The organism is Pseudoalteromonas fuliginea (assembly GCF_000690055.1).
Classification (GTDB): domain Bacteria; phylum Pseudomonadota; class Gammaproteobacteria; order Enterobacterales; family Alteromonadaceae; genus Pseudoalteromonas; species Pseudoalteromonas fuliginea.
The window spans coordinates 139,320-160,525 of sequence record NZ_JJNZ01000017.1; the positions used below are offsets into that span (position 1 = coordinate 139,320).

Genomic DNA, 21,206 nt, shown 5'->3' on the forward strand with positions numbered 1-21,206 from the left:
GTTCTGTCATCTTTGTGAGCACGCTTTATTTTATTGCATTTTAATTAAATCTATTACTTATCAAGGTACTATCATGACTTTGAAGTCTAACAACAACCTCACCGTTGCGACGCTTAATACAGTTAACCCAAGTGAAGTGGGACGAAGTCAACTAGGGCGGCATATTAAAGCGTTATCTCGTTCTTTTTTTGACATAGAGCCGCGTACTGTAGACGCTTGGTTGAAGTACTTATCTGTGCTGGCCAAACAAGTAAACTATATCGATGAGCGTGTATTATCAGCTAATGGCACATGGGAAAACCTACTACCCGAGCCAGAAAAGCTTGCGGGTCTTGCGCAGCTACTTGAACATGGTAACGCGGATGAACATATTAAACAGTTAGCCAGTCGTCCTGATATGGCGTTATTACTCACCTTTATAGATTTATTACAACACAGTAATGCTCAGTTTAATCAATTTGTAGCGCGGCATTTAGATCATTTTTATGGCGAAGTGTTGCGCTTTGAGCCGTTATCAGAAAGCGCAGACAGTGCGCATTTAGTAATGTCGTTGAATAATGTTGATATGCTGACTTTACCTGCGGGAACACAATTTGATGGTGGTAAAGATGCAGAGGGAGCCCCTCTTATTTACAGTACTGATGAAGTAGTGACTATTAGCAAAGCGCAAGTGGATTATGTTGCTACTGTTAATAAAATCAAGTCTTCAGACCGAATCAGTTTAAATCAGCAAGTATTACTTGATAATGAGCAGAGTATATTACTTGAGCAAAGCGAGCCTACTTTTGGGCAAAAGCTAGCTGAACAAGTGTCATCAAGTGTTGAGGTTGGCTTTAAAATTGCCTCACAAGATTTATTTTTAAGTGGCGGTGAACGTATCGTCAGCTTAGGTTTTGGAGAACAAGCACTGTTACAAAATTGGTTAACTTGGTTTGACTTCTATATTTCAACCAGTGAAGGGATAAAAGAAATCGATGCAGCTCAATTGAGCGTTGTTGAACAGCATCTGCAATTAACATTCAATAGTTTGTTTCCTGCCATAACACCATTAGAAGATACGCCTATTGGCGAAGATAAAGCCCTGCCTTTTATTGCTTTGGTACTTAAAAATGATTATTACTATCTGCTCTATAGTGATGATTCGAGTGTATTTACGCGCTTTAATAGTTTCACAATCTCACAAATGAGTTTAACTACACAAGTGAGCGGTCTAGGTGGCGTGGTTGCGAATAATGGCGAGATAGATTTAGATACCTCAAAGCCATTTGAGCCGTTTGGTCTGACGCCAAGGTTGGCGTCTAAAGTTCATTTTACTCACCCCGAACTGGTTATCAAAAATATCACTCATGCTAATGTCGAGTTTGCATGGTTAGATAGACCCGATAATTTTGATAATTATTATCGTGCCTACAGTTATTATTACAGTGCACAGCATAGTCTAGATGAACGCTATTTTGATAGCAGCGCCTCATGTGGTATTGATCAACCTTGTGAAGGCATTGAATTGTTGGTGGAAACACTGTTTTCAAGTGATTGCCACTGCTTAACTTGGCCACACACTGTGGTGAATATTTCTCGCTCAGATGCGAGAAGTGATGCGCAAACGCATCTTGAGTTGTTTTATAATGAAGATTCGGGCGCGTTGCCTGAAGTAAAAAATAATATCGCTATTAACACACTAACCTTTGTGTATAACGATAATAATGCATTGCGTGACTATCAGTTATTACCTCTTGATGAGCCAACAGCTAGTAAATGGCCTAAGTATTATACCTTAGAGTTATCAGAGCAAGATTTTGCCCACAAAGATTATACCAAAGTGATTGAGCTATTTGCTTATAAGAATGCTAATTCAAATAACCCTGTATTAGTGAATGCACCTTACACCCCAACTCTTGATAGCTTAACTTTACACTATGAGAGTGAAAGTATTACTTCATCAGCGCTGACAGTGGGTAATCCTATTTTTTTAGAGCATATAACTCCTGTAGGGCGACCAATTGAGCAATTAAACAAGCAAAGCCTATTGTCTTTACTGCCCAGAATAGAAAAATTTGGTTATTTGTATATAGCGCTTAGCCAAGTCAATACGCCAGGGCAAGTGCGTATGTACTATCAGGTTGACCCCGTTGATGGTTATAACATGGGTGATAACCCGTTATTTGTATGGGAGTACTTTAACGCAGGTACTTGGCATCGTTTCAAGCGTGAAGAATCACAAGGTCAAGCGGGTGAGGGACGCATCCTCAGAGACAGCACTTATGATCTACTCGATTCGGGGTTAGTGGTATTTTATTTACCTGAACTGACACAAGACGGTTCATTTAATCACGATGGTAAGCTTTGGCTACGCGCCACGGTAGATCATAGTCAAACTGAAGTGCCGAGTAGCTTCGTTAATGCTTTTCCTATTTACTCCAAACTCAAAGGGGTGTTTGCGCAAGGTATGAAGGTGACTCTAACCAGCCAAGGTAATGACGCCTCTCATTTTGATCAACCATTACCCAGTGAGTCTATTAGTAAGTTGCTATTACCCAACCCTAACGTTGATAAAGTATTGCAGCCTTTTGCTTCTTTTGATGCCAAAGTAGCAGAAAAAACAGTGCAATTTGACCGTCGGGTGAGTGAACGATTACATCATCGACAGCGCTTATTAAGCGGGTGGGATTATGAGCACTTCGTTTTACAAACTTTCCCGCAGTTGCATTCGGTACGTCCTGTGGTTAATGCATCTGGTTTATCGCTTGTAGTTGTACCGCTTAATTATGATGTTACGGTGTTGCAGCCCAAGGTGCCGCGTTATCTTAAGCGACAAGTTAGGGAGCAGGTAAATGCGTTGTCTGTACCAAACTTAACAATTGAAATAGATGATCCAAATTATGTTGAAGTACAGCTGGAATTGATCGTAAAAATTGATCCATTATACGATATTCAAAGCACTGTTATTGACCTGAACGAGATGGTAGTAGATTCACTAACACCATGGAATAAATTAGATAAACCGCTTGAGCGTACTATTTATTTAGCATCAATAGCACAAGTGCTAGAAACCCACCCTGCAGTGGATATGATTCAAGTGATCCGTGCCACTAAAAAAGGTCAAACTGAGAAACAATACAGCGTAATTAGCGCCGATAATGCACATGATATTTTAGTGCCTGCTCGCAATCACAAAATAGCCCTCGCTAATACCTTAGGCGATGTATTTGAAGGTATTGGCAAATGGGAAATTGAACTGGATTTTGTTGTTCAATAAGCCCGTATTCCCCCACTAAATTAATTATTAAACGGCCGCTTACAAAATAATTGAAATTAATTTTCACAGTTTTTGGATGCGTGCGTCTTGTAGTTATTCATATGACTAATTCAGGAATGTTATGGACAATCAAGTTCTGCAGATCTTAAATATTGCGCCCAGAAATACGGGGCAAGATTTAGAGGCACTGCGTCAGCAAGGCATAGCTAGAATACAACAATTCGCGCCCAATACCTGGACCGATCACAACCGTTTTGATCCTGGTGTAACGGTACTAGAAGTGTTGGTGTATGTGCTGTCTGATCTCAGTTATAAGTTGGACTATCCAATTCCGGAGCTATTAGCGCAACCACATAGTGGGGGGAGTGTTAAATTTTACGAGCCCGAGCAAGTGTTATTTAGTCACTGCGTGACAGAAGATGACTATCGACGCCTTATTTTAGATTTACTAGAAGTTAAAAATGTACATGTTATATCGCGTCAAACCGAAGACTCAAATGCCACTGTTTTAGATTTTAATGTGCTGTTGTACTCAACTAATGACGACAAAAAAACAAATGTAACACAGCTGATTAGTCGTGTATTTAGCCAAGCTCGATGCGTGAACCATAGACTAGGTGATATTACATTTTATGACGTCAGTAAAGTGACAATAGGCATGACCTTGTCATTACAACATGTTGATAATTTAGTGGCTTTATTAACGGATTTGTATACGTTAATCGGTCGGGAGATCTCCCCTGATATCCCTAAGTATTCTGCGCAGCAGTTATTACAACTTGGCATGAGTACTGGGCAAATCTATCAAGGACCCAAATTACATCATGGCTTTGTACTAGATGAAGACTTACATAAGTCATCTTATAGCGTGCGCTTGTTTAGCTCAGACATTTTAAGTGTATTACATGGGTATGAAAACATAGAGCGCGTTAACGCGTTTCGGTTTTTAGCCGATCAGAATAATGCGGATGGGAACTACAATGCTCAAGATGGTTATGAGTTTTGGCAAATTCAATTTGGTAGCGATGATAACGAGAAAATCGTTAACATTGCGCAATTAGGCTTTGATGAAGATAATTTTTTTAATGGCTTAAATTTACTGATTGATGGTCAGTCATATCAGCTAACCGAACAAGAAAAAACCCTGATACGCCAAGGTTTGCAGGTGCTTAATCAAGCTCCTCAAGTTACTCAGTCAGTCATGTTACCTAAATTTGAGCAAGCAGGGCATTTAGGATTAAGTGACTATCGTTCATTACAGAATGAACTTCCACAAGTGTATGCTGTTGCAGAGCACACCTTAAATGAAGCTATTGATAGTACTGAAAAGGCTCGATTACTACAGTTTAAAGGGTATTTACATCTGTTTGATCAAATACTGGCAGATCAGCATAAACAACTTGATGTTTTACCCGATATTCTCTCGCTTCCAAAGCCGCAATCATTTGAAAGTTTGGGTAAGTTACTCGATTGTATGTTGGCTAGTGAGTCGTTAAATGCTCAACAGGTCGACGTATTTTGGCAGCATGCTTGCACTTTACCGCATTCGCAATTAAGTCAGGCGCTAGAAGAAATAAGTGGAATTGAGCATTTGTTAGATACTCAATCGCTTAATTACAGGCAGCGGGGCATGCAACACAGCCTTGAGAGTGACTTTTCTATTGCACAATTGACACGATTAAATCAAAGCGTAGACCATTTACTAGCGCGATTTGCTGAACGTCCTGTTGATAGTAATTTATTAAAATACAAAGCGGTATTTGCGCTTTATGCACCAAGCTTAAAAGATGAACGAGATCCTAACCCTGATGAATCATTGCTTGAGCGTTTGGTATTGTTGCGTCAGTACATAGATAAATGCCGCTTGCTAAGTGAGATTGGTGATTTAGGGCAGAATCGTTGTCGTGGTTTTGATTATCTTTCTAAAACTTTACAGTATCAGCATTGCAGTTCTATGGCTAAGGGTATTATGCGCCGCCTTGGTATGTCGCACCCTGGTCAAATGCCATTGGCCACCCATAACCGAGAAAGCTTTTACTTGGTTGAAGGGAGTTTACTTACAACGCCAGCACTGAGCGATACTTTACATGTCATTTTACCTGATTGGACAACTCGTTTTGCCACAGCAGAATTTCAGGATTTTGTACAACGTACGATCCGTGAATACACGCCGTTGCATATGCCTGTGCAATGTCTATGGCTAGACAGAGAAACGATGAGTTTATTTGAACGCTTATATTATGGTTGGTTGAATTATTTTGCGCAAACTCAACGTACTCGTTTTAGTGAGCAAAATGACACTCTGCTAAATATTACAGAGCAACTTAGCCAGCTACTAAGTTCTTTTTTAATTGAACCCAAAAGTACTGATGACAAAGGCCACACACATTGGCTGCTTGCAGATTTAATACTCACGTATCAAGCACTGCAGCATGGTAATTGGAATGCAATAAAAGCCACCATAGTGGAGCTACTCAATACCTACGATAGTGAACATTCAAATACTGATTTTATTATCACAGGGCAAAACGCTGATCAAATACATGATTCGGTTAATGAGAATATCCTAAGCCACGATGCGAACTTTCCCGATGGATTTGATGCCGATACTATTTTTTATCTAACAGCACAGCATCACATTGATGAAATCTGTCGCCCTAGTCTACAAGAGCATGCATCCCGTCAGCAGCGGCTCGCCATTAGCTATACGCCTTTGGCTTATTTAAAGCCACTTTTTCCTGTGTCTATTTCTGCTATTAATCCAATTTCGCCAGAGAAGTACCAATTTATCGTTGCTAACAGCACGCCAAATCGAATTTAATTAAGGAACACATAATGACTACACTTAATGATCAAAATGCGACGTTACCTGCGCATGCAACAACAGTAATTGAAAAGGAAAACCGCGATTCACTTATTGAGAAGTTTGATGATCTAAAAACGCCCTCAGGCAATGATTTTGAGGCGTTGATCCGCTCTAGTTTCAATCAAGTAGATGATCCTATTCAAGTGGTTAAAGTAGATGATAAAAGTGAATTAGAAGTGTCTGCACCTCTGACTATCACATCTGATACACAAACCAATGAAAAGTTGAAATTAAGTGCTAACGAATTGAGCATGACACAAGGTGAGACGCAAACGCTAAATCTCGATAGTGACAGCATGGAAATGTTTGACGGTGTATTGTCGCTTTCAAAAGACGATAAAAAGCTGCAAGTTTCGGGCACTGTACAAGCAAGTATGCTCAATGCGACTGCTCAGGTGAATACGGTTCAACTTAATACTGATGCATTGCTGGTTAACAATGCCAGTACAGAAATCTTACGTGCCGAGCTTGATGAAAATACAGCACCTAAAGTCACGATATCTGGTGATGCAAAGATCACAAAATCTGTTACAGCTCAATCACTTAATGTGACGGATACAATTGATGCGTCAGATTTGGTGGTGTCAGTATCATCGACACTTGCAAATGCCAGTGCCAATACATTAGTGGTTACAGGTAAAACAATACTTAGCGACAAGCTTGAAGGTGAAAATGCGATATTTACCAGGCATCTAGAAGTAAGTGACACATTAGGTGTGGGGATTGATGCGCAAAGTACGCAAGCTAAACTGCACATATCAAAACGTAGTAGTGATATGGATGCCTTGCTGCGAGTAGATGACTATAACAACGATACCACGCCATTTTTTATTAATTCTGAAGGTAAGGTTGGTGTGGGCACGACGGATGTTGCTGCCGATTTTCATGTGGCCAGTGATGCGCTTTTTGGTGATATACGAAATGCGCATTATGTGAAACTTAACGGGCTAGATAAAAGTCACTTTGAAGGTAATGTTAGTGTCTCTGAATCAATGTCAGTGGGTGTGAATGAATTACCGATTGACGCTGGAAGCTTAGCGGTATCAGGTAAGCTTGCATTGGGCAAAGTTAACGCTACGGCTAAGTTAGATGTGAATGGTAACACCGGAGAGTCATTATTAAATATAGCGACGAACGCAGCACAGTTTGTCAAAGTCACAGATGCCCCATTGCTAGATGAATCAAAAATTACGGTGTACCAAGCAACTAAAATCAAAGATGCTTTAAGCGTTGAGGGACATGTCACTGGCGAAAGCGTAACAGTAAATCAGCACCTTGATAGTGATACAGCAACAATAAATGGCCAGTTAATTGCTGGCAGTACAACGACTGATAGTTTAACGGTGAACACTCACGCTGATATTGAACAAGCGCAGATTTATAATCAGCTTAATATTGCTTCAAACAATGATCAACTAAACTGGGAGTGCGACGCAAAGCTTGCTGTATTGAGTAGTCCAAGTAACCCTTCAGGCGTTGAGATCAGTCATTTTAACGGCCAAGCAGTGACGCCTATTATCACCAGTAAGATGGATAAATTAGGTCTTTTTGAATCTAACCCAATGAAGTCCTTGCACGTAGGAGCTGATGCGCTGTTTGCGCACTCTGTAGATTTTGCCAGTGATATTAATGTATTGAACAATAATGACGAAGCCATTTTTAGCGTCAACGATATGAATGTGGTTGTGGGGAACAGTAATTTTTCCACACAACTTAGTGTGCATGGCGGTGCTGGTATTTTTGGTAATACAGAGGTTCATGGTCAATTAACGGTGGGTGTTGCTGGTAATCCATTATTAAGAACTGCCAACTCGCAAGTGCATATCACCCAATTGAGTGAACAAGCGGCAATAAAAGTGGAACATGCCACTGAAGGTTTTGCAACTTATATGGCTGCCGGTCAACTTGCTATTAACCAGCCATTACCAGTATCTGATGTGAATTTTGCACTAACTGGCCAAGCTTGTGTGACTGGTCAAGTGCAGATCATGGGGGAGGCGAACTCAGGTGAAGAGGTTGCGCTTGAAGTTCAAGGCGACACTAAACTAAAAAACAAGCTGTGTGTTAATGGCACGGCTCAAGTTGATGATGGTTTATCACTTAGCGTAACGAATAATAGCGCGCAGCAACAAAAAGATGCCTTAGCTGTGCAAGGTTCTAGCCACCTAGCTGGCACTTTATCTGTGACAGATGCCGTTGATTTTCATAATGGCTTAACGGTAACAGATGGTGATGTGACCTTTTCTGATAACTTCAATGCTAATGGTCCAACGACCGTCGATAATACACTTACAGTGAATGGCCATGTGAGTGTTATGGATGGTATGAAAATATCGCCCACTGAAAGCGGTAATGCGTTACTTGTTGAAGGCGGAGCGCAATTTGATACTGATGTAGAGATAGAGGGTGACTTAAATCTATCAGATAAACCGGCAAACGCACGGTTACATATTCAAGAGCAAGGAAAGCAAGGGCTTTATATTGAAAGGCAGGGAGGCCAGGCGGGTTTAGTATTTAACGACGGTCGATTAGGTGTGGGTGTTGAGCGACCCGATTATGCGCTCGATGTTGCTGAAGATAGTCAGTTTAGAAAAGACGTTGGGATCAAAGGGCGCTTAGAGGTCGATGAAAGTTTACATGTTGATGAGTATGCCAGCTTTAGAAGTAACATTAATGTGTACGGTAATAGCGAACTCGCAGGAGAAGCGCGCTTTGGTTTACCTTTTAGTAGCGTTATTGATGACGAATCAGCAGGTATGCCTGCGGGTATAGCACAAGTGGCTATTGACCAAAATCATTTTGCAAAAGCTTTTGCTGTTTACCATCAAGGTGCAAAACCCGTTGTGATTGAAGGCGGTAAGCTTGGTGTACAAACCGACTCACCAACACAAGCATTGGATGTTAACGGCAATGCAGTATTTAGAGGTGATGTTGAGCTTAAAGGAACGTTGCACGGCTCTGGTCGATTAGAGTGCTTGGATGGAGCAAAAATATTTGGCGATGTTGAGCTGCGATCGGACTTAACTGTTAGTGATGATGTTCATCTCAAAGATACGTTGTTAGTGGATGGTATCTCAACATTTAATCGCCATGTTGAAGTGAAAAGTGAAAGTACATTCCAAGGTTCGGTAAGGCTCAATGATGAGCTTTCGGTCCAAAATCACACGTCATTGCGAGATACCCTTACAGTTGCTAAGCAAGCAACGTTCCAAGGCGGTATAAACATTGAAGGATTAGAGGTTGGTTCACAGGTGTCTGTTACACCAGCAGCCACGTTCAATAATGCAGTAACAGTGCATGGTCAAGTTAATTTACTTAGTACTTTGCAAATGGGAAGCCGTATAACGGGGCCCTCTATGTCGGTATTTGGCACTGAGGGTGAGCATCTTATCAATGTTGAGTCGGGCAAAGATGCTGCTCCATTAATGATTCAAGCTAATGGCCACGATGCCCTACACATAACATCAGAAGGTAATGTTGGTATCGGCACGCAAACACCAAGCCATAAATTAGATATTGAAGGGGATGTACGTGTTCGCAATGCATTGCTGGTGGATAATAGCTTAAGCTTTGCTGATGGTGCCATCATACAAAGTGATTGCACTGTTAATGGGTCACTTAATTCATCAACACTCCAATTGGGTGAAACCCAAATGATTGACTGTATATCAGCTGATGTTGATCTTGGTGGTGATATGGCTTCAGATGAAGCTCTGGCAACACAGGCTGCCGTAAAAGCGTATATAGATGCACATTGTTGGTCGTGGGCTAAAAGTAACAAAGTACTGTTGATACAAAATCAGCAAGAGTTTGATGAAGTGATGAGCCGAGAGTTGCTCTGCAATGTGACTCTTTTACTACTGCCACACACCAGTCATCCACAAATGAACCGAGTTTACAAATTGAAACAACAAGTACGCATAGGTTCAAACGTTAGTATTATAGGTTTTAATGAACGAGAAACGCGCATTGTAAAAGAACATGCAGGGTGTCGCTTTTTAATTCATGGTCAAAGTGACGCGCTGATCAAAAGTGTTGAAATGCGTGGTTTTACCTTCGATGGTTCATTACTTAATGGTGGCTTGTATGAAGGTAATGGAGGCGCATTTCATTTACGTTATGTGCAAAGCACAAAACTTAATTGTGTCATCGAAAATCACCATGTTAATGGTGATGGTGGGGCTATTTACGGTGAAGCTGACGTCAGTGGTGTCGAAGCTAGCAATATTAAACACTGTTCAGCAACACGCCAAGGTGGCGGTGTGTATGGTGTGCGAGAGTCAACTTTAGATGTGTCGTCATGTCACTCTGAATATGGCGCAGGTGTTGCGTATTGCGATGATTGTCAAGTAGTTGCACGTGCTAACACCGCGGTGCTATACGGTGGTGGCGCATATAAATGTCAAAACCTGATGGCACAGGGTTATTGGCGAAGTAACCGTGCGGAGGCGAGTGTTGGGCATCATATTTATAGTGCAGGAGGAGACATTAGTCACGATGACCATACACATCAAGATTACTGGTGGCATGCATTATATTTAGATGGCCCAGTGATGTGTGGTACTCAACCTTGGCGCAATGATCACTTTTAATTATGAAACTAACCATCAAACAGTTTAGGGCTGATATACAGGCCCCTCAATCAGCTTTGCGTGCATCAGACATAACCTTGGATGATGTTCAAAGTCAATTTTCAGAGTGGATCATGCAAGGTCTATCACAAATGGACTGGCCTGAATTAGATGAATCAGACTTACAGCTTGATACGATTAAGTTACCCGATTTGGTTATTGATTTGGCTGAAATTGATTGGCAATTTGTAATGCTAGACCCATTTGCAGCGTTTAAACATTATGTTTATCCGCTGCTGAGCGACAGCATAGCAAGGCCATTAAAACAATACCGTAAACAGAACTCTGCTCAGTTCGCGGTGATAAATAGCCAAGGTGCAACTCGTCTTAATAGGGTTTTACTTAGTTTACTTACAAAATTAAGTAAACAAAATCCACAGGGAATAATGGCCAAGACGACGCTTAGACTTGAGTTAAAAAGGCAAATTAGTGAAGCAATTAAAACCATCTCTAACCCGCTTCAACAACTCCAAGCAGAGCCAAATTGGCCGCAACTTAGGCAAAGGTTTGTACAGTTATTCAAACAAGATAAAACGGTACTCCTGTTGCTGGTGGCGCCACTTTATAATGCGCAAGAACAGCAAAGAGTTAGCAAATTGTTGGCTTGCTTAAGTATGGCGCAATGTGATCGTTTTATTCGCTTATTAGAATTTACGACGAGTATCACTGAGCATACTGAACGCGAACAACAGTGCATTTTGTTGCTCTCACTACATGAATTATTTGTTGCCCATAGCGCTTTTAGCGAGCGATTATTACTACAAACTACTGCTGTACTTAATACACCTAAATATAGGCAAATGCTCAGCATGTGGTGTGTATTAAATAAAGCGCAGTGTAATAAAAAATTACTGAGTGATTTACAGCGTATTGTGACTAGTGCTGCGAAGCAAAGTGATCTAGCAATTGAGCTGGTTGAGCACACAGAGTTGGTTAACAATGACATTAGGAAACTAAATATAGCCAAAAAAGTCAATGCTTTAGGGGTAAAGCAACAACAAACTTTAAAACAGGTATTAACATTATTACAGATCCTTGCTGATTCACATGCTTTACCAAAGCAAAGGCTAAAAGCTTGGTTCGCACTGCAGGTTATTCGCGCCAATCAAACACGACTAAGCGTAACTTTAGCTTCCAAATTAACCCAAATAACTCAAGCGGTCGGCGATACTTTTCGAAAGAGAGAAACACCGCAGCATACAGTAGATAAAATAGTAAAACTAACAGACAAGCTAGGTTCTGAAGGACTATTTAGTTGCCACGTAAATAACCAAAAATTGGGAGTGTTGAGGCTCTATAGCTTGTTGAGTCGGTTGCCTGATGTGCCAGCTCTACTCTTAGAGAGACCGATTAAATGGCAAGTAAAAAAGCGTATACCTGAACAAGAAATACAATGCTGGTTTGATGACGTAAATAGATGGAGTAAGCAATATCAGCAAATAGCGACGAAGAAGCAATTAGATGAGTTCGCTATACAAGTTAACCATAATGAACTATCGACTGTGCTCAAACAGATTAAAATTTGGTTGGTGCAGTATCAACAAACGATGTCCCTAGATGCCTATGATCACATAGTACTACCTTGTGTTATTGAACTATTGAAAAGCTTACCTATTCAAAAAAACTCGAACTTATGGTTGCAATTACACAGTACAGAAAGTGGTCATGCATTTAATCGGATCGTTGAAAAGTTACAGGTAGAGTGTCAACGCGCTCTTTCAGATGAATCAACTACTCAAGCTAACTTAACCGGATTGTTATTTGATGGTGCGCAGAGTGAAAAAGCTATGCATGAGTGTTTAGATAAACTTTATCAAAAACTTAACCGCAATTTAGTAAACATGGTTCAAAGTTTTGAGCAACAACATGCTTTAACATCTGGGCAAACTGCAATGAATAACCGTGGCTCTATTACTTGGCAATGTTACGCTAGAGTCACCCACATGGCTAAATTTGGGTATAAATTACAGTTTTGCTATCAGCCATCATTACAGCGTGTTTATCGTTTTGTTTTAAATCAGCAAGTATGGCTTGCTAATGAACTAAGTTCATTACTTTTTGGTGAAATAAAGCAAGATGAGCAGTGCAAGCAGCTGCAAAAAATAATTACACAGCATGTTCAGTCGTTAGGTTTGATTGAAAAAGAGCTACTTCAAAAGTTACCGCTCATAGCGCGTGCCGAGGTTGGTTTGGATGCTTGGTTCACACCTTTGATTAGTCATGCAACAAAACATCTAACAGAAATGAATAGTGTATGGCTGCAGCCTTTTAATATTGAGGAACTTTATACATCACGCATAGCAAATTTCAATGATGAACAAGTTACGGTTTTTCAGCCACAAAAAAATGAGCGACGAGCTGACAGCGTTACTCATAACATAACCCAAGAATATGAGGTGGATGAAAAACCTCTAGCGGTGCAATGTAATTTACAAAAGCATAAAGTTGATACGCATATTACACATGGAGCGGTATCAACCTTGGTTGAAGACGAGCAAGTGTCTTTCACTAAAGCTACCTTAAATGCCACTAAAGACGATGACAAACTACGTAATAATTTTCTACCAGATGTACTTACGCATGAAGATAACAATGACAGCGTATTGTTAAACATGAGTAGCGATATGAACATAAGTCATAAACCTTCAGAAACGTTTGAGTATAGCGATGAAAATCAAGTTAATGTCGATAAAACACAAGTGACACTCGATAAAAACTCAGCGCAAGTACCTAAGCTCAATATGCAAAAAATAGCGTTTGAAAATAATAATACACGTCAAAGTAAGGGGGGTATAAAACAAACTCAAAGCTCACATGTCGAGCTGGATATAGAGACAATTAAAGACGATGAAGTACACCATGGTTCAGCGTTATCAGCACAGAATAATAAGCTTAATAAAGTGAGTTCATATCCAGAGGAAACCATAGGTACTCATTCATCAATATTAGTTAAACATGACGCAAAAGAAGCATTGATAGCACAGACGCTCGTAACTTTGCCTCAAGGAGAGAAAAACCAAGTAGTAACCCCCTCAGAAACGCTACTTAACGCATTAATGGCGGTTGAACGCGTTGATGAAACGCAAAACTTATTAGCTCATATAGAAAAACGAGCTGATGTTCAATCAACACTGCAAAATTCTGATCTCAAACAGGCAATTAAACAAAGTAAAAGACTTTTAACAAAGCTTGCCAGAACCACGTCTTCAGAGGGCGAAAAAGGGGTTGTTCAAAGTGCTATTTCACAAGTTAAAACGCAGCTAGCGCAATTACAACAAATGAATGAACAGCAAAGTGAGCCTGTCACATTTGATGTGGGTTTGGTTATTCTATGGCCTTTTTTACCTACTTTGTTTACCAGGCTTGAGCTGATGGATGAAGGGGAGTTTAAAAACGATGACACGCAAATGCAGGCGCATGCCGTGCTTTGTTATATCGCTAATATTGATCCACTTATTGAAGTTAGTTTAACCGTTAATGCGTTGCTGGGACTGCCATTAGATACCCAAATAGAGGAACCCATTGAGTTGAATGAACAGACAATTATAGCAATTGATCATATGTTACATGCGCTTGTGAATCGTTGGGAAGTGTTAAAAAGAATGCCAACGATTGAGTTTTCTAAGATGTTTATTACACGAGAGGGGACGGTTGAGCAAACAGAATCAGGTTGTCATATTCGCGTAGTGACTATGCCGCAAGACGTTCTAATGTCAAAGTTGCCTTGGGGGCTTGGCATGGTGACATTGCCTTGGTTAGGTCAAGCGTTACTTCATATTGAATGGAAGTATGGTTTTTAACAAACAAGTTACAGAGGATTTTTATGCATACCTATAGCGAAACCAACACGCATGAGTTGATTCTTACACATCAGCATAAATCAACACTTTATGACGCTGCTAAAGCGAAAGCCGATAGCACTCGCCTACTTAGCGAATACGATCGCAAGCGTTACTTTGACGAGCTGTTTTCACACACAGTGTTAGCGCAGTTAAGTGATATAAAAATAGAGTTGGCCAGTCATGGTTACGCGAGTGAAGTTATAACGGAAACAGCTCAGTTAGAGAGTGGCAACACTGTTGTTGATTTTATTTATGAAGTCACATTTAAATTTAATGGTAATTTACAAAGTGACGACACAATAGCCTCCGGTGATAGTCAAATGGTATTTTTCACACAACCAGGCAGCAATCATATTGCTTGTCGTTATAAAACAGCACAGTTAAATAGTCAGATACAACACTTATATTTTGACGATGAAGGATACAGTCATTTTCTAGCGAATGGCGAGTCTAAGACTTTGTGGCACGGGCATTTAAGGAATCATTCAGAGCTAGCATCAATCCTTGATGATTTTATTTCACTTATTTTTATTGAAAAAAGGACTAGTTTGAGTCGAATTTAATTCACATTTCTAATGCCCGCACGTTATTCCTAGAAGTTCTAACAAAGGAAGTGATAATGGCAAATTATGTGCAGGCATTTGAAAAAGTCTTTGCTTTAAAGCGTGAAGCAGCAAACATTTATAGTGTCAATATTGAGGATCTCACCTGCTGGCAAACCATGAAGGACATTGGCTTCTCCTCATCTGAGCTATACCAACTATTTAAACATCATTACTGTGAAGAAATATGGCTGCAGTTGCAGGGAGAAAATATCCAGCAACAAAGTATTGCTAATTTATTATTTAAAGCATCAGTTAAAGGCTATGTTGACGAATTATTAGTGCAATTTCAGCAGTGTTTTTCACTCCCTATTAGTGGCGTAATGTGTTCGTACACGCTGCAACAAATTAATCAAACTGATCAGCCTAGGCTCACTATATGGCTTCGTTTATATACTCTTTATTTTGATATTTATGCCAATCAAACACACCTATATTCTCAACTCGAATATTCACCGGAACAACACTTTTTTAGTCCTCAAGTTTGGCTTCATTAAGTAGCCCTATTTAAAGACATAACCCTCTTCCATACTCTCCTTCCTTCTCCTGTTAATAACGACTATTGCAGCGACTGACTAAGGAGGCTTTTGCCTCCCCCTCCTTCCCCAAAAAATTTATCAATCAGAGGAGTAATTTTGATGAAAAAAAATTTTGAGAGTTCATCGGACTGCGATGCAAAAACCAAATCTAACCCCGAGCTTGAGCAAACAAATATAGATCAATCTACCAATCGTACTATGCCTCAAGATATTGTCATTATGTTAATAGGACGATGGGCGATGCCCACTACGGTAGTGTTAGTCTTAGTAACTTGCCTTGCTGGATATTTTCTTGAGCTTCAAGCGTTTACTGCCGTGGTAGGAATGATATCGCCGGTAGTGATGGCACTAATTATGGTTATAAAAGAAGCTTTGATAGGAGGTAGAAACAAGCGTAACCGAAAGAAGTAACAAAGCTGGCAGTAAGTTCCCATACTGTTATCCAATTCAACAAAACATAAGACCGTAAGGCGATAATAAGGGTAGGGCGTTTATCAAGAAGTTTAAAAGTAGAATGGTTACCTACAGCCGTTTATCGAAATAACTCAGAAATAGAGAAAGATATAGGTTGTTACTGTATAGATTAAAGCTTGGAGGGCTACATAGTCACAATAGGCGGCTCGCCTTACTGCTACGGATGGAAAAATTAATTTACTGTCTAAAGTTAGTTGATCACTCCCCTCATTGATAAAGTGATTAATGCGGGGAGTTTAACGTTTTCAGATATTGAAAACGTTTATGTGTATCTTTTTTACACTAACCTCTCATGGTTACAAACTCTTCTGAGCCAGTCGGGTGAATAGCCACAACAGCATCAAAATCAGCTTTAGTTGCACCCATTTTCATGGCAACGGCAAAACCTTGAATCATTTCATCAACCGCAAAACCAATACCATGTAGGCCAACTACTTTTTCGTCTGGGCCGGCACATACAAGCTTCATTTTACAAGGCTGGCGATGTTTAGTTACCGCTGTGTACATAGCCGTAAAGCCAGATTGGTAAATCTTAACGTTTTCTTCGCCATACTGAGAAATCGCTTCTTGTTCAGTAAGGCCAATAGTACCAATTGGTGGGTGACTAAATACAACAGTAGGAACTAGGCTGTAATCCATTTTTAAATCATCAGGTAGTTCTTTATTAAATAAACGCTCTGATAAAGTTCGCCCTGCTTTAACTGCTACAGGCGTAAGCTCAATACCGTTTTCGATAATATCACCAACAGCATAAACGTTTTTAGCTGTGGTATTTTGAAACTCATCAACTTTAACAAAACCATCGCTGTTAACTTCTACGCCGGCAGCAGCTACATTAATTGCATCTGTTGTTGGCTGGCGGCCAATGGCCCAAATTACTTGGTCAACGTTATGAGTTTTGCCGTTATCTAAATGTAGCGTTACAGAGCCATCATTTTCTTTAACTAATTTATGAGGTACAGATTCTGTATGAAGAGTTGGGCCTTCAGCAGCCATAACATCAACAAGTGTTTCAACTATGTATGGGTCAAAGTTACGAAGTGGAGAATGTTTACGAACAAATAAATGTGTTTCAGTACCTAAACCGTGTAATACACCAGCAAGTTCGACGGCTATGTAGCCTGCGCCAATAACGGCAACGCGCTTAGGTTGCTCTTTTAGTTCAAAAAAGCCATTTGAATCGATACCGTGCTCAGCGCCTTCAATATGCGGAATGCTTGGGCGACCACCTACTGCAATTAATATATGGTCGGCTGTGTAGTGCTCGCCGTTTACTTCAACTGTTTTATTATCTACAAATTTAGCAAAGCCTTTAATTACAGTAACGCCATTGCTTGCAAGGCCACTGTCATAACCTTTATGAATTCGGCCTATGTAGGCTTCACGGCTTTCTACTAACTTGCTCCAATCAAAGCCTTTAACTTCAACATTAAAGCCGTAATCTGGGGCATATAAATTAATTGCTTCAGCAACCTGAGCACCGTGCCACATTACTTTTTTAGGTACGCAACCCACGTTTACACATGTGCCGCCCATGTGTTTTGCTTCTATAAGTGCTACTTTAGCGCCACGCATTGCCGCTCTATTTGCAGAGGCAATACCACCACTGCCACCACCGATTGCAATATAATCAAAGTGTTGTGTCATTTTATGTCCTTAGGCGTTGAGTTTTATGCGCATTAGCATAACATTAAGTTTTAAAAATAAAGAGTGTTTAGGTGACCTATGTTTAGTAAAAAAACATTCGAATTTCTTGCTCAGCTTGATCAAAACAATAATAGAGACTGGTTTAACGACCATAAATCACAGTATGAGGAATACGTAAGAGAGCCCGCTTTAGATTTCATTAGGCAAATGCAAGCACCACTTGCTGAGGTTTCTAGCCATTTTGTCGCATCAGATAAAAAAGTCGGCGGTAGTTTAATGAGAATCCATAAAGACGCGCGTTTTAGTAAAGATAAAGCCCCATATAAAATTAATGTAGGAATTCAATTTCGCCATTTTATGGGAAAAGACGTACACGCCCCAGGTTTTTACTTTCACTTAGCAAATGACGAATGTTTTATAGGTGCTGGTATTTGGCGACCAGAATCAAAGGCGCTTAACGCAATTAGAACCTGCATAGATGAAAACCCAAATAGCTATAAAAAAGCAATTTATGATGAGCAATTTAAATCTATATTTGAAATGTCAGGAGAGTCGCTAAAACGCCCACCAAGAGGTTTTGAAAAAGAGCATCCCTTAATAGATGAGCTCAAACGAAAAGACTTTATAGCCATTAGCCCACTTACTCAAAAGCAAATATGCAGTAATAACCTAGTTGATACGGTAGTAGGGCGTGTTGATCTTTGGTGGGTGAATTTGCAGCAGTGTGTTTGGTTTTTAGGCAAGGCAGAGCCTATATAGTGTGGTTATTCCCCATAAATAGGCGATAACGCAGCATAAATACCAAACATGCGCTGCCCTTTGGGTTCTTTATAGGGACGATTAACTCTTTGTTGCTCGGTTTTTACTTAGCCCACTAGGTTACAAACCTCGCGCCGTGATTTAATCGCCCCTAGATTGAACAAATTTCAATCCACAAAGTTCAACACGCCCTAGAGCGTTATAAAGTGGCTGATTCATTAATGGGTTATTTGTGCTTTGCTTTAGAGCAACCTTATTAAAATTACACAACTTAAAAGCAGTTGAGTTGTTTTTTTACTTTTAGACCCAATTTAAAACGTAATGCATTAACGCAAAGAGAGTATTTATGAGCAACCCACTAATTGGCCTTGAAGGCTTACCACCATTTTCAAAAATAAAGCCTGAGTACGTAGTACCAGCACTAAAAGACGGTATTGAGCTTTGTCGTAAAGCCATTGATGACGTGTTAGCGAAAGGTTCGTACACGTGGGATGACTTAGTATTACCCCTTGAAGAAGCCGACGACAAATTATCGCGCATGTTCTCCCCTGTATCGCATTTAAATTCAGTAATGAATAATGACGAATTACGTGAAGCTTACGAGCAGTGCTTACCGTTAATATCTGAATATTCAACATTTGTAGGTCAGCACCAAGGTTTATACAACGCGTATAATACGCTTTATAACAGCGACGAATTTAAAACGCTGACTACAGCACAACAAAAAACAATTACTAATGCGCTTCGTGATTTCAAATTATCGGGTATTGCATTAGCGCCAAAGCAGCAAAAACGCTACGGCGAAATTAGCGCGCGTTTATCAGAACTTGCCTCAAAATTTGGTAACAACGTAATGGATGCCACACTTGCTTGGCACAAACATATTACTGATGAAAGCGACTTAGCTGGCTTGCCAGAATCTGCTTTAGCGCTTGCAGCAGATACTGCAAAAAGTAAAGAGTTAGACGGTTGGGTATTTACCCTTGATTTTCCGTCGTATTTACCAATTATGACCTATGCAGATAACCGCGAACTCCGCAGAGAAACTTACACCGCGTTTTCTACGCGCGCGTCAGATCAAGGCCCTAACGCTGGTGAATTTGATAACTCAGGTATTATGAGCGAAGAGCTTGCGCTTCGCCATGAACTTGCACAGTTACTAGGATTTAACAGCTACGCTGAAAAGTCACTGGCAACTAAAATGGCCGAAACACCGGCGCAAGTATTCTCGTTTTTAGAAGACCTAGCGGCTAAATCAAAACCACAAGCAGAGCAAGAAGTGGCAGAGTTAAAAGCCTATGCTGAGCAAAAACATGGTATTTCTGAATTACAGGCATGGGATTTTGGTTACTACAGCGAAAAACTTAAGCAAGAAAAGTACGCTATTTCAGATGAAGTATTACGTCCTTACTTCCCAGCAAATAAAGTATTAAGTGGCTTATTCGAAACCGTTAACCGTTTATTTGGTATTAGCGTAAAAGAAGTTACTGACTTTGATACTTATCACAAAGATGTACGCTTTTTTGAAATTGTAGATAGCAGCAATACCTTACGTGGACGTTTTTATCTCGATTTATATGCACGCGACCGTAAACGCGGTGGGGCGTGGATGGACGACTGTATGGGTCGTAAAGTGCGTGCTAACGGCGAACTACAAACTCCAGTGGCTTATTTAGTGTGTAACTTTAATAAAGCGGTTGGCGATAAACCTGCATTGTTTACTCATGACGAGGTAACAACCTTATTCCACGAGTTTGGTCATGGTATTCACCACATGCTTACACAAGTTGATGATGCTCCTGTTGCGGGTATTAATGGTGTAGCGTGGGATGCGGTAGAGCTTCCTAGTCAGTTTTTAGAAAACTGGTGTTATGAAGAAGAAGCATTGAGCTTTATTTCAGGTCATTATGAAACGGGCGAGCCGTTACCTAAAGAGCTACTTGATAAGCTACTAGCGGCTAAAAACTACAACTCAGGCATGCAAATGCTACGTCAAATTGAGTTCTCGTTATTCGACTTTAAAATCCACAATGATTATAAAGCGGGTGAAGAGTGTCAAATTCAAGCCGTACTAAACGATGTGCGTAGCCGTACCTCGGTCGTTAATCCACCTGAGTTTAACCGTTTTCAGCATGGCTTTAGCCATATTTTTGCAGGCGGTTACAGCGCTGGTTATTACTCATATAAATGGGCTGAAGTTCTATCTGCTGATGCTTATTCTAAATTTGAAGAAGAAGGTATTTTTAACCCGCAAACCGGGCAAGCTTTCATGCAAAATATTTTAGAAAAAGGCGGCAGTGAAGAGCCAATGGAATTATTTAAAAAGTTCCGTGGTCGTGAGCCTAATGTTGACGCGTTACTACGCCACAGCGGTATTGCAGCTTAAAAAAGCTAATATTTAGCACAAACCAAATTAAAGCGCCTAATGGCGCTTTTTTATTATCTAAATTTTAGGGCGTGTTGATCTTTGGTGGGTGAATTTGCAGCAGACTGTTTGGTATTTAGGCAAGGCAGAGCCTATGTAGTGTGGTTATTCCCCATAAATAGGCGATAACGCAGCATAAATGCCAAACATGCGCTGCCCTTTGGG

10 protein-coding genes are annotated in these 21,206 nt (G+C 40.3%); 9 read left to right on the forward strand and 1 reads right to left on the reverse strand.

Translation table 11 applies throughout. The features are described 5' to 3' along the window. Window positions 1-73: 73 nt before the first annotated feature. From DC53_RS14595 to DC53_RS14565, 7 genes are all read left to right on the forward strand, one after another. Window positions 74-3,256 (forward strand): baseplate J/gp47 family protein, encoded by a 3,183-nt coding sequence (locus DC53_RS14595; RefSeq protein ID WP_007377693.1) that lies wholly within the window; start codon window positions 74-76, stop codon window positions 3,254-3,256. A gap of 121 nt (window positions 3,257-3,377) precedes the next feature. Continuing rightward, window positions 3,378-6,077, forward strand: a complete 2,700-nt coding sequence (locus DC53_RS14590; RefSeq protein ID WP_033028854.1) for a baseplate wedge protein — start codon at window positions 3,378-3,380, stop codon at window positions 6,075-6,077. A 14-nt stretch (window positions 6,078-6,091) separates the two neighbouring features. Next, window positions 6,092-10,714: a hypothetical protein gene (locus DC53_RS14585; protein ID WP_033028855.1), complete on the forward strand. Its 4,623-nt coding sequence runs from the start codon at window positions 6,092-6,094 to the stop codon at window positions 10,712-10,714. Window positions 10,715-10,716: 2 nt separating this feature from the next. Further along, window positions 10,717-14,553 (forward strand): contractile injection system tape measure protein, encoded by a 3,837-nt coding sequence (locus DC53_RS14580; RefSeq protein WP_239462878.1) that lies wholly within the window; start codon window positions 10,717-10,719, stop codon window positions 14,551-14,553. 23 nt (window positions 14,554-14,576) lie between these two features. After that, entirely contained in the window at window positions 14,577-15,158 is a 582-nt protein-coding gene (locus DC53_RS14575) for a hypothetical protein (RefSeq protein ID WP_007377689.1), read from the forward strand. 56 nt (window positions 15,159-15,214) lie between these two features. Further along, the gene (locus DC53_RS14570) at window positions 15,215-15,694 is read left to right on the forward strand and encodes a hypothetical protein (RefSeq protein WP_007377688.1); all 480 of its coding nucleotides are present in this window, start codon (window positions 15,215-15,217) and stop codon (window positions 15,692-15,694) included. A gap of 141 nt (window positions 15,695-15,835) precedes the next feature. After that, entirely contained in the window at window positions 15,836-16,147 is a 312-nt protein-coding gene (locus DC53_RS14565) for a hypothetical protein (RefSeq protein WP_033015760.1), read from the forward strand. 345 nt (window positions 16,148-16,492) lie between these two features. Here DC53_RS14565 and gorA read toward each other — a convergent pair whose 3' ends face one another. Beyond that, window positions 16,493-17,857, reverse strand: a complete 1,365-nt coding sequence (gene gorA / locus DC53_RS14560; RefSeq protein WP_007377687.1) for a glutathione-disulfide reductase — start codon at window positions 17,855-17,857, stop codon at window positions 16,493-16,495. Between the two features lie 78 nt (window positions 17,858-17,935). Here gorA and DC53_RS14555 point away from each other — a divergent pair, with 78 nt between their 5' ends. Both DC53_RS14555 and prlC read left to right on the forward strand, forming a co-directional pair. Beyond that, window positions 17,936-18,616 carry a DUF2461 domain-containing protein gene (locus DC53_RS14555; RefSeq protein WP_007377686.1) on the forward strand — a complete coding sequence of 227 codons (681 nt, stop codon included), beginning with the start codon at window positions 17,936-17,938 and terminating at the stop codon, window positions 18,614-18,616. Between the two features lie 346 nt (window positions 18,617-18,962). Beyond that, on the forward strand, window positions 18,963-21,002 hold the full coding sequence (prlC, locus tag DC53_RS14550; RefSeq protein WP_033028856.1) for an oligopeptidase A: 2,040 nt from the start codon (window positions 18,963-18,965) through the stop codon (window positions 21,000-21,002). Window positions 21,003-21,206 lie beyond the last annotated feature (204 nt).

Bases quoted from the DNA above. Each gene is read 5' to 3' on its own strand.
- DC53_RS14595 (WP_007377693.1), top strand. From the start codon at position 74: ATGACTTTGAAGTCTAACAACAACCTCACCGTTGCGACGCTTAATACA.
- DC53_RS14590 (WP_033028854.1), top strand. From the start codon at position 3,378: ATGGACAATCAAGTTCTGCAGATCTTAAATATTGCGCCCAGAAATACG.
- DC53_RS14585 (WP_033028855.1), top strand. From the start codon at position 6,092: ATGACTACACTTAATGATCAAAATGCGACGTTACCTGCGCATGCAACA.
- DC53_RS14580 (WP_239462878.1), top strand. From the start codon at position 10,717: ATGAAACTAACCATCAAACAGTTTAGGGCTGATATACAGGCCCCTCAA.
- DC53_RS14575 (WP_007377689.1), top strand. From the start codon at position 14,577: ATGCATACCTATAGCGAAACCAACACGCATGAGTTGATTCTTACACAT.
- DC53_RS14570 (WP_007377688.1), top strand. From the start codon at position 15,215: ATGGCAAATTATGTGCAGGCATTTGAAAAAGTCTTTGCTTTAAAGCGT.
- DC53_RS14565 (WP_033015760.1), top strand. From the start codon at position 15,836: ATGAAAAAAAATTTTGAGAGTTCATCGGACTGCGATGCAAAAACCAAA.
- gorA (WP_007377687.1), bottom strand. From the start codon at position 17,857: ATGACACAACACTTTGATTATATTGCAATCGGTGGTGGCAGTGGTGGT.
- DC53_RS14555 (WP_007377686.1), top strand. From the start codon at position 17,936: ATGTTTAGTAAAAAAACATTCGAATTTCTTGCTCAGCTTGATCAAAAC.
- prlC (WP_033028856.1), top strand. From the start codon at position 18,963: ATGAGCAACCCACTAATTGGCCTTGAAGGCTTACCACCATTTTCAAAA.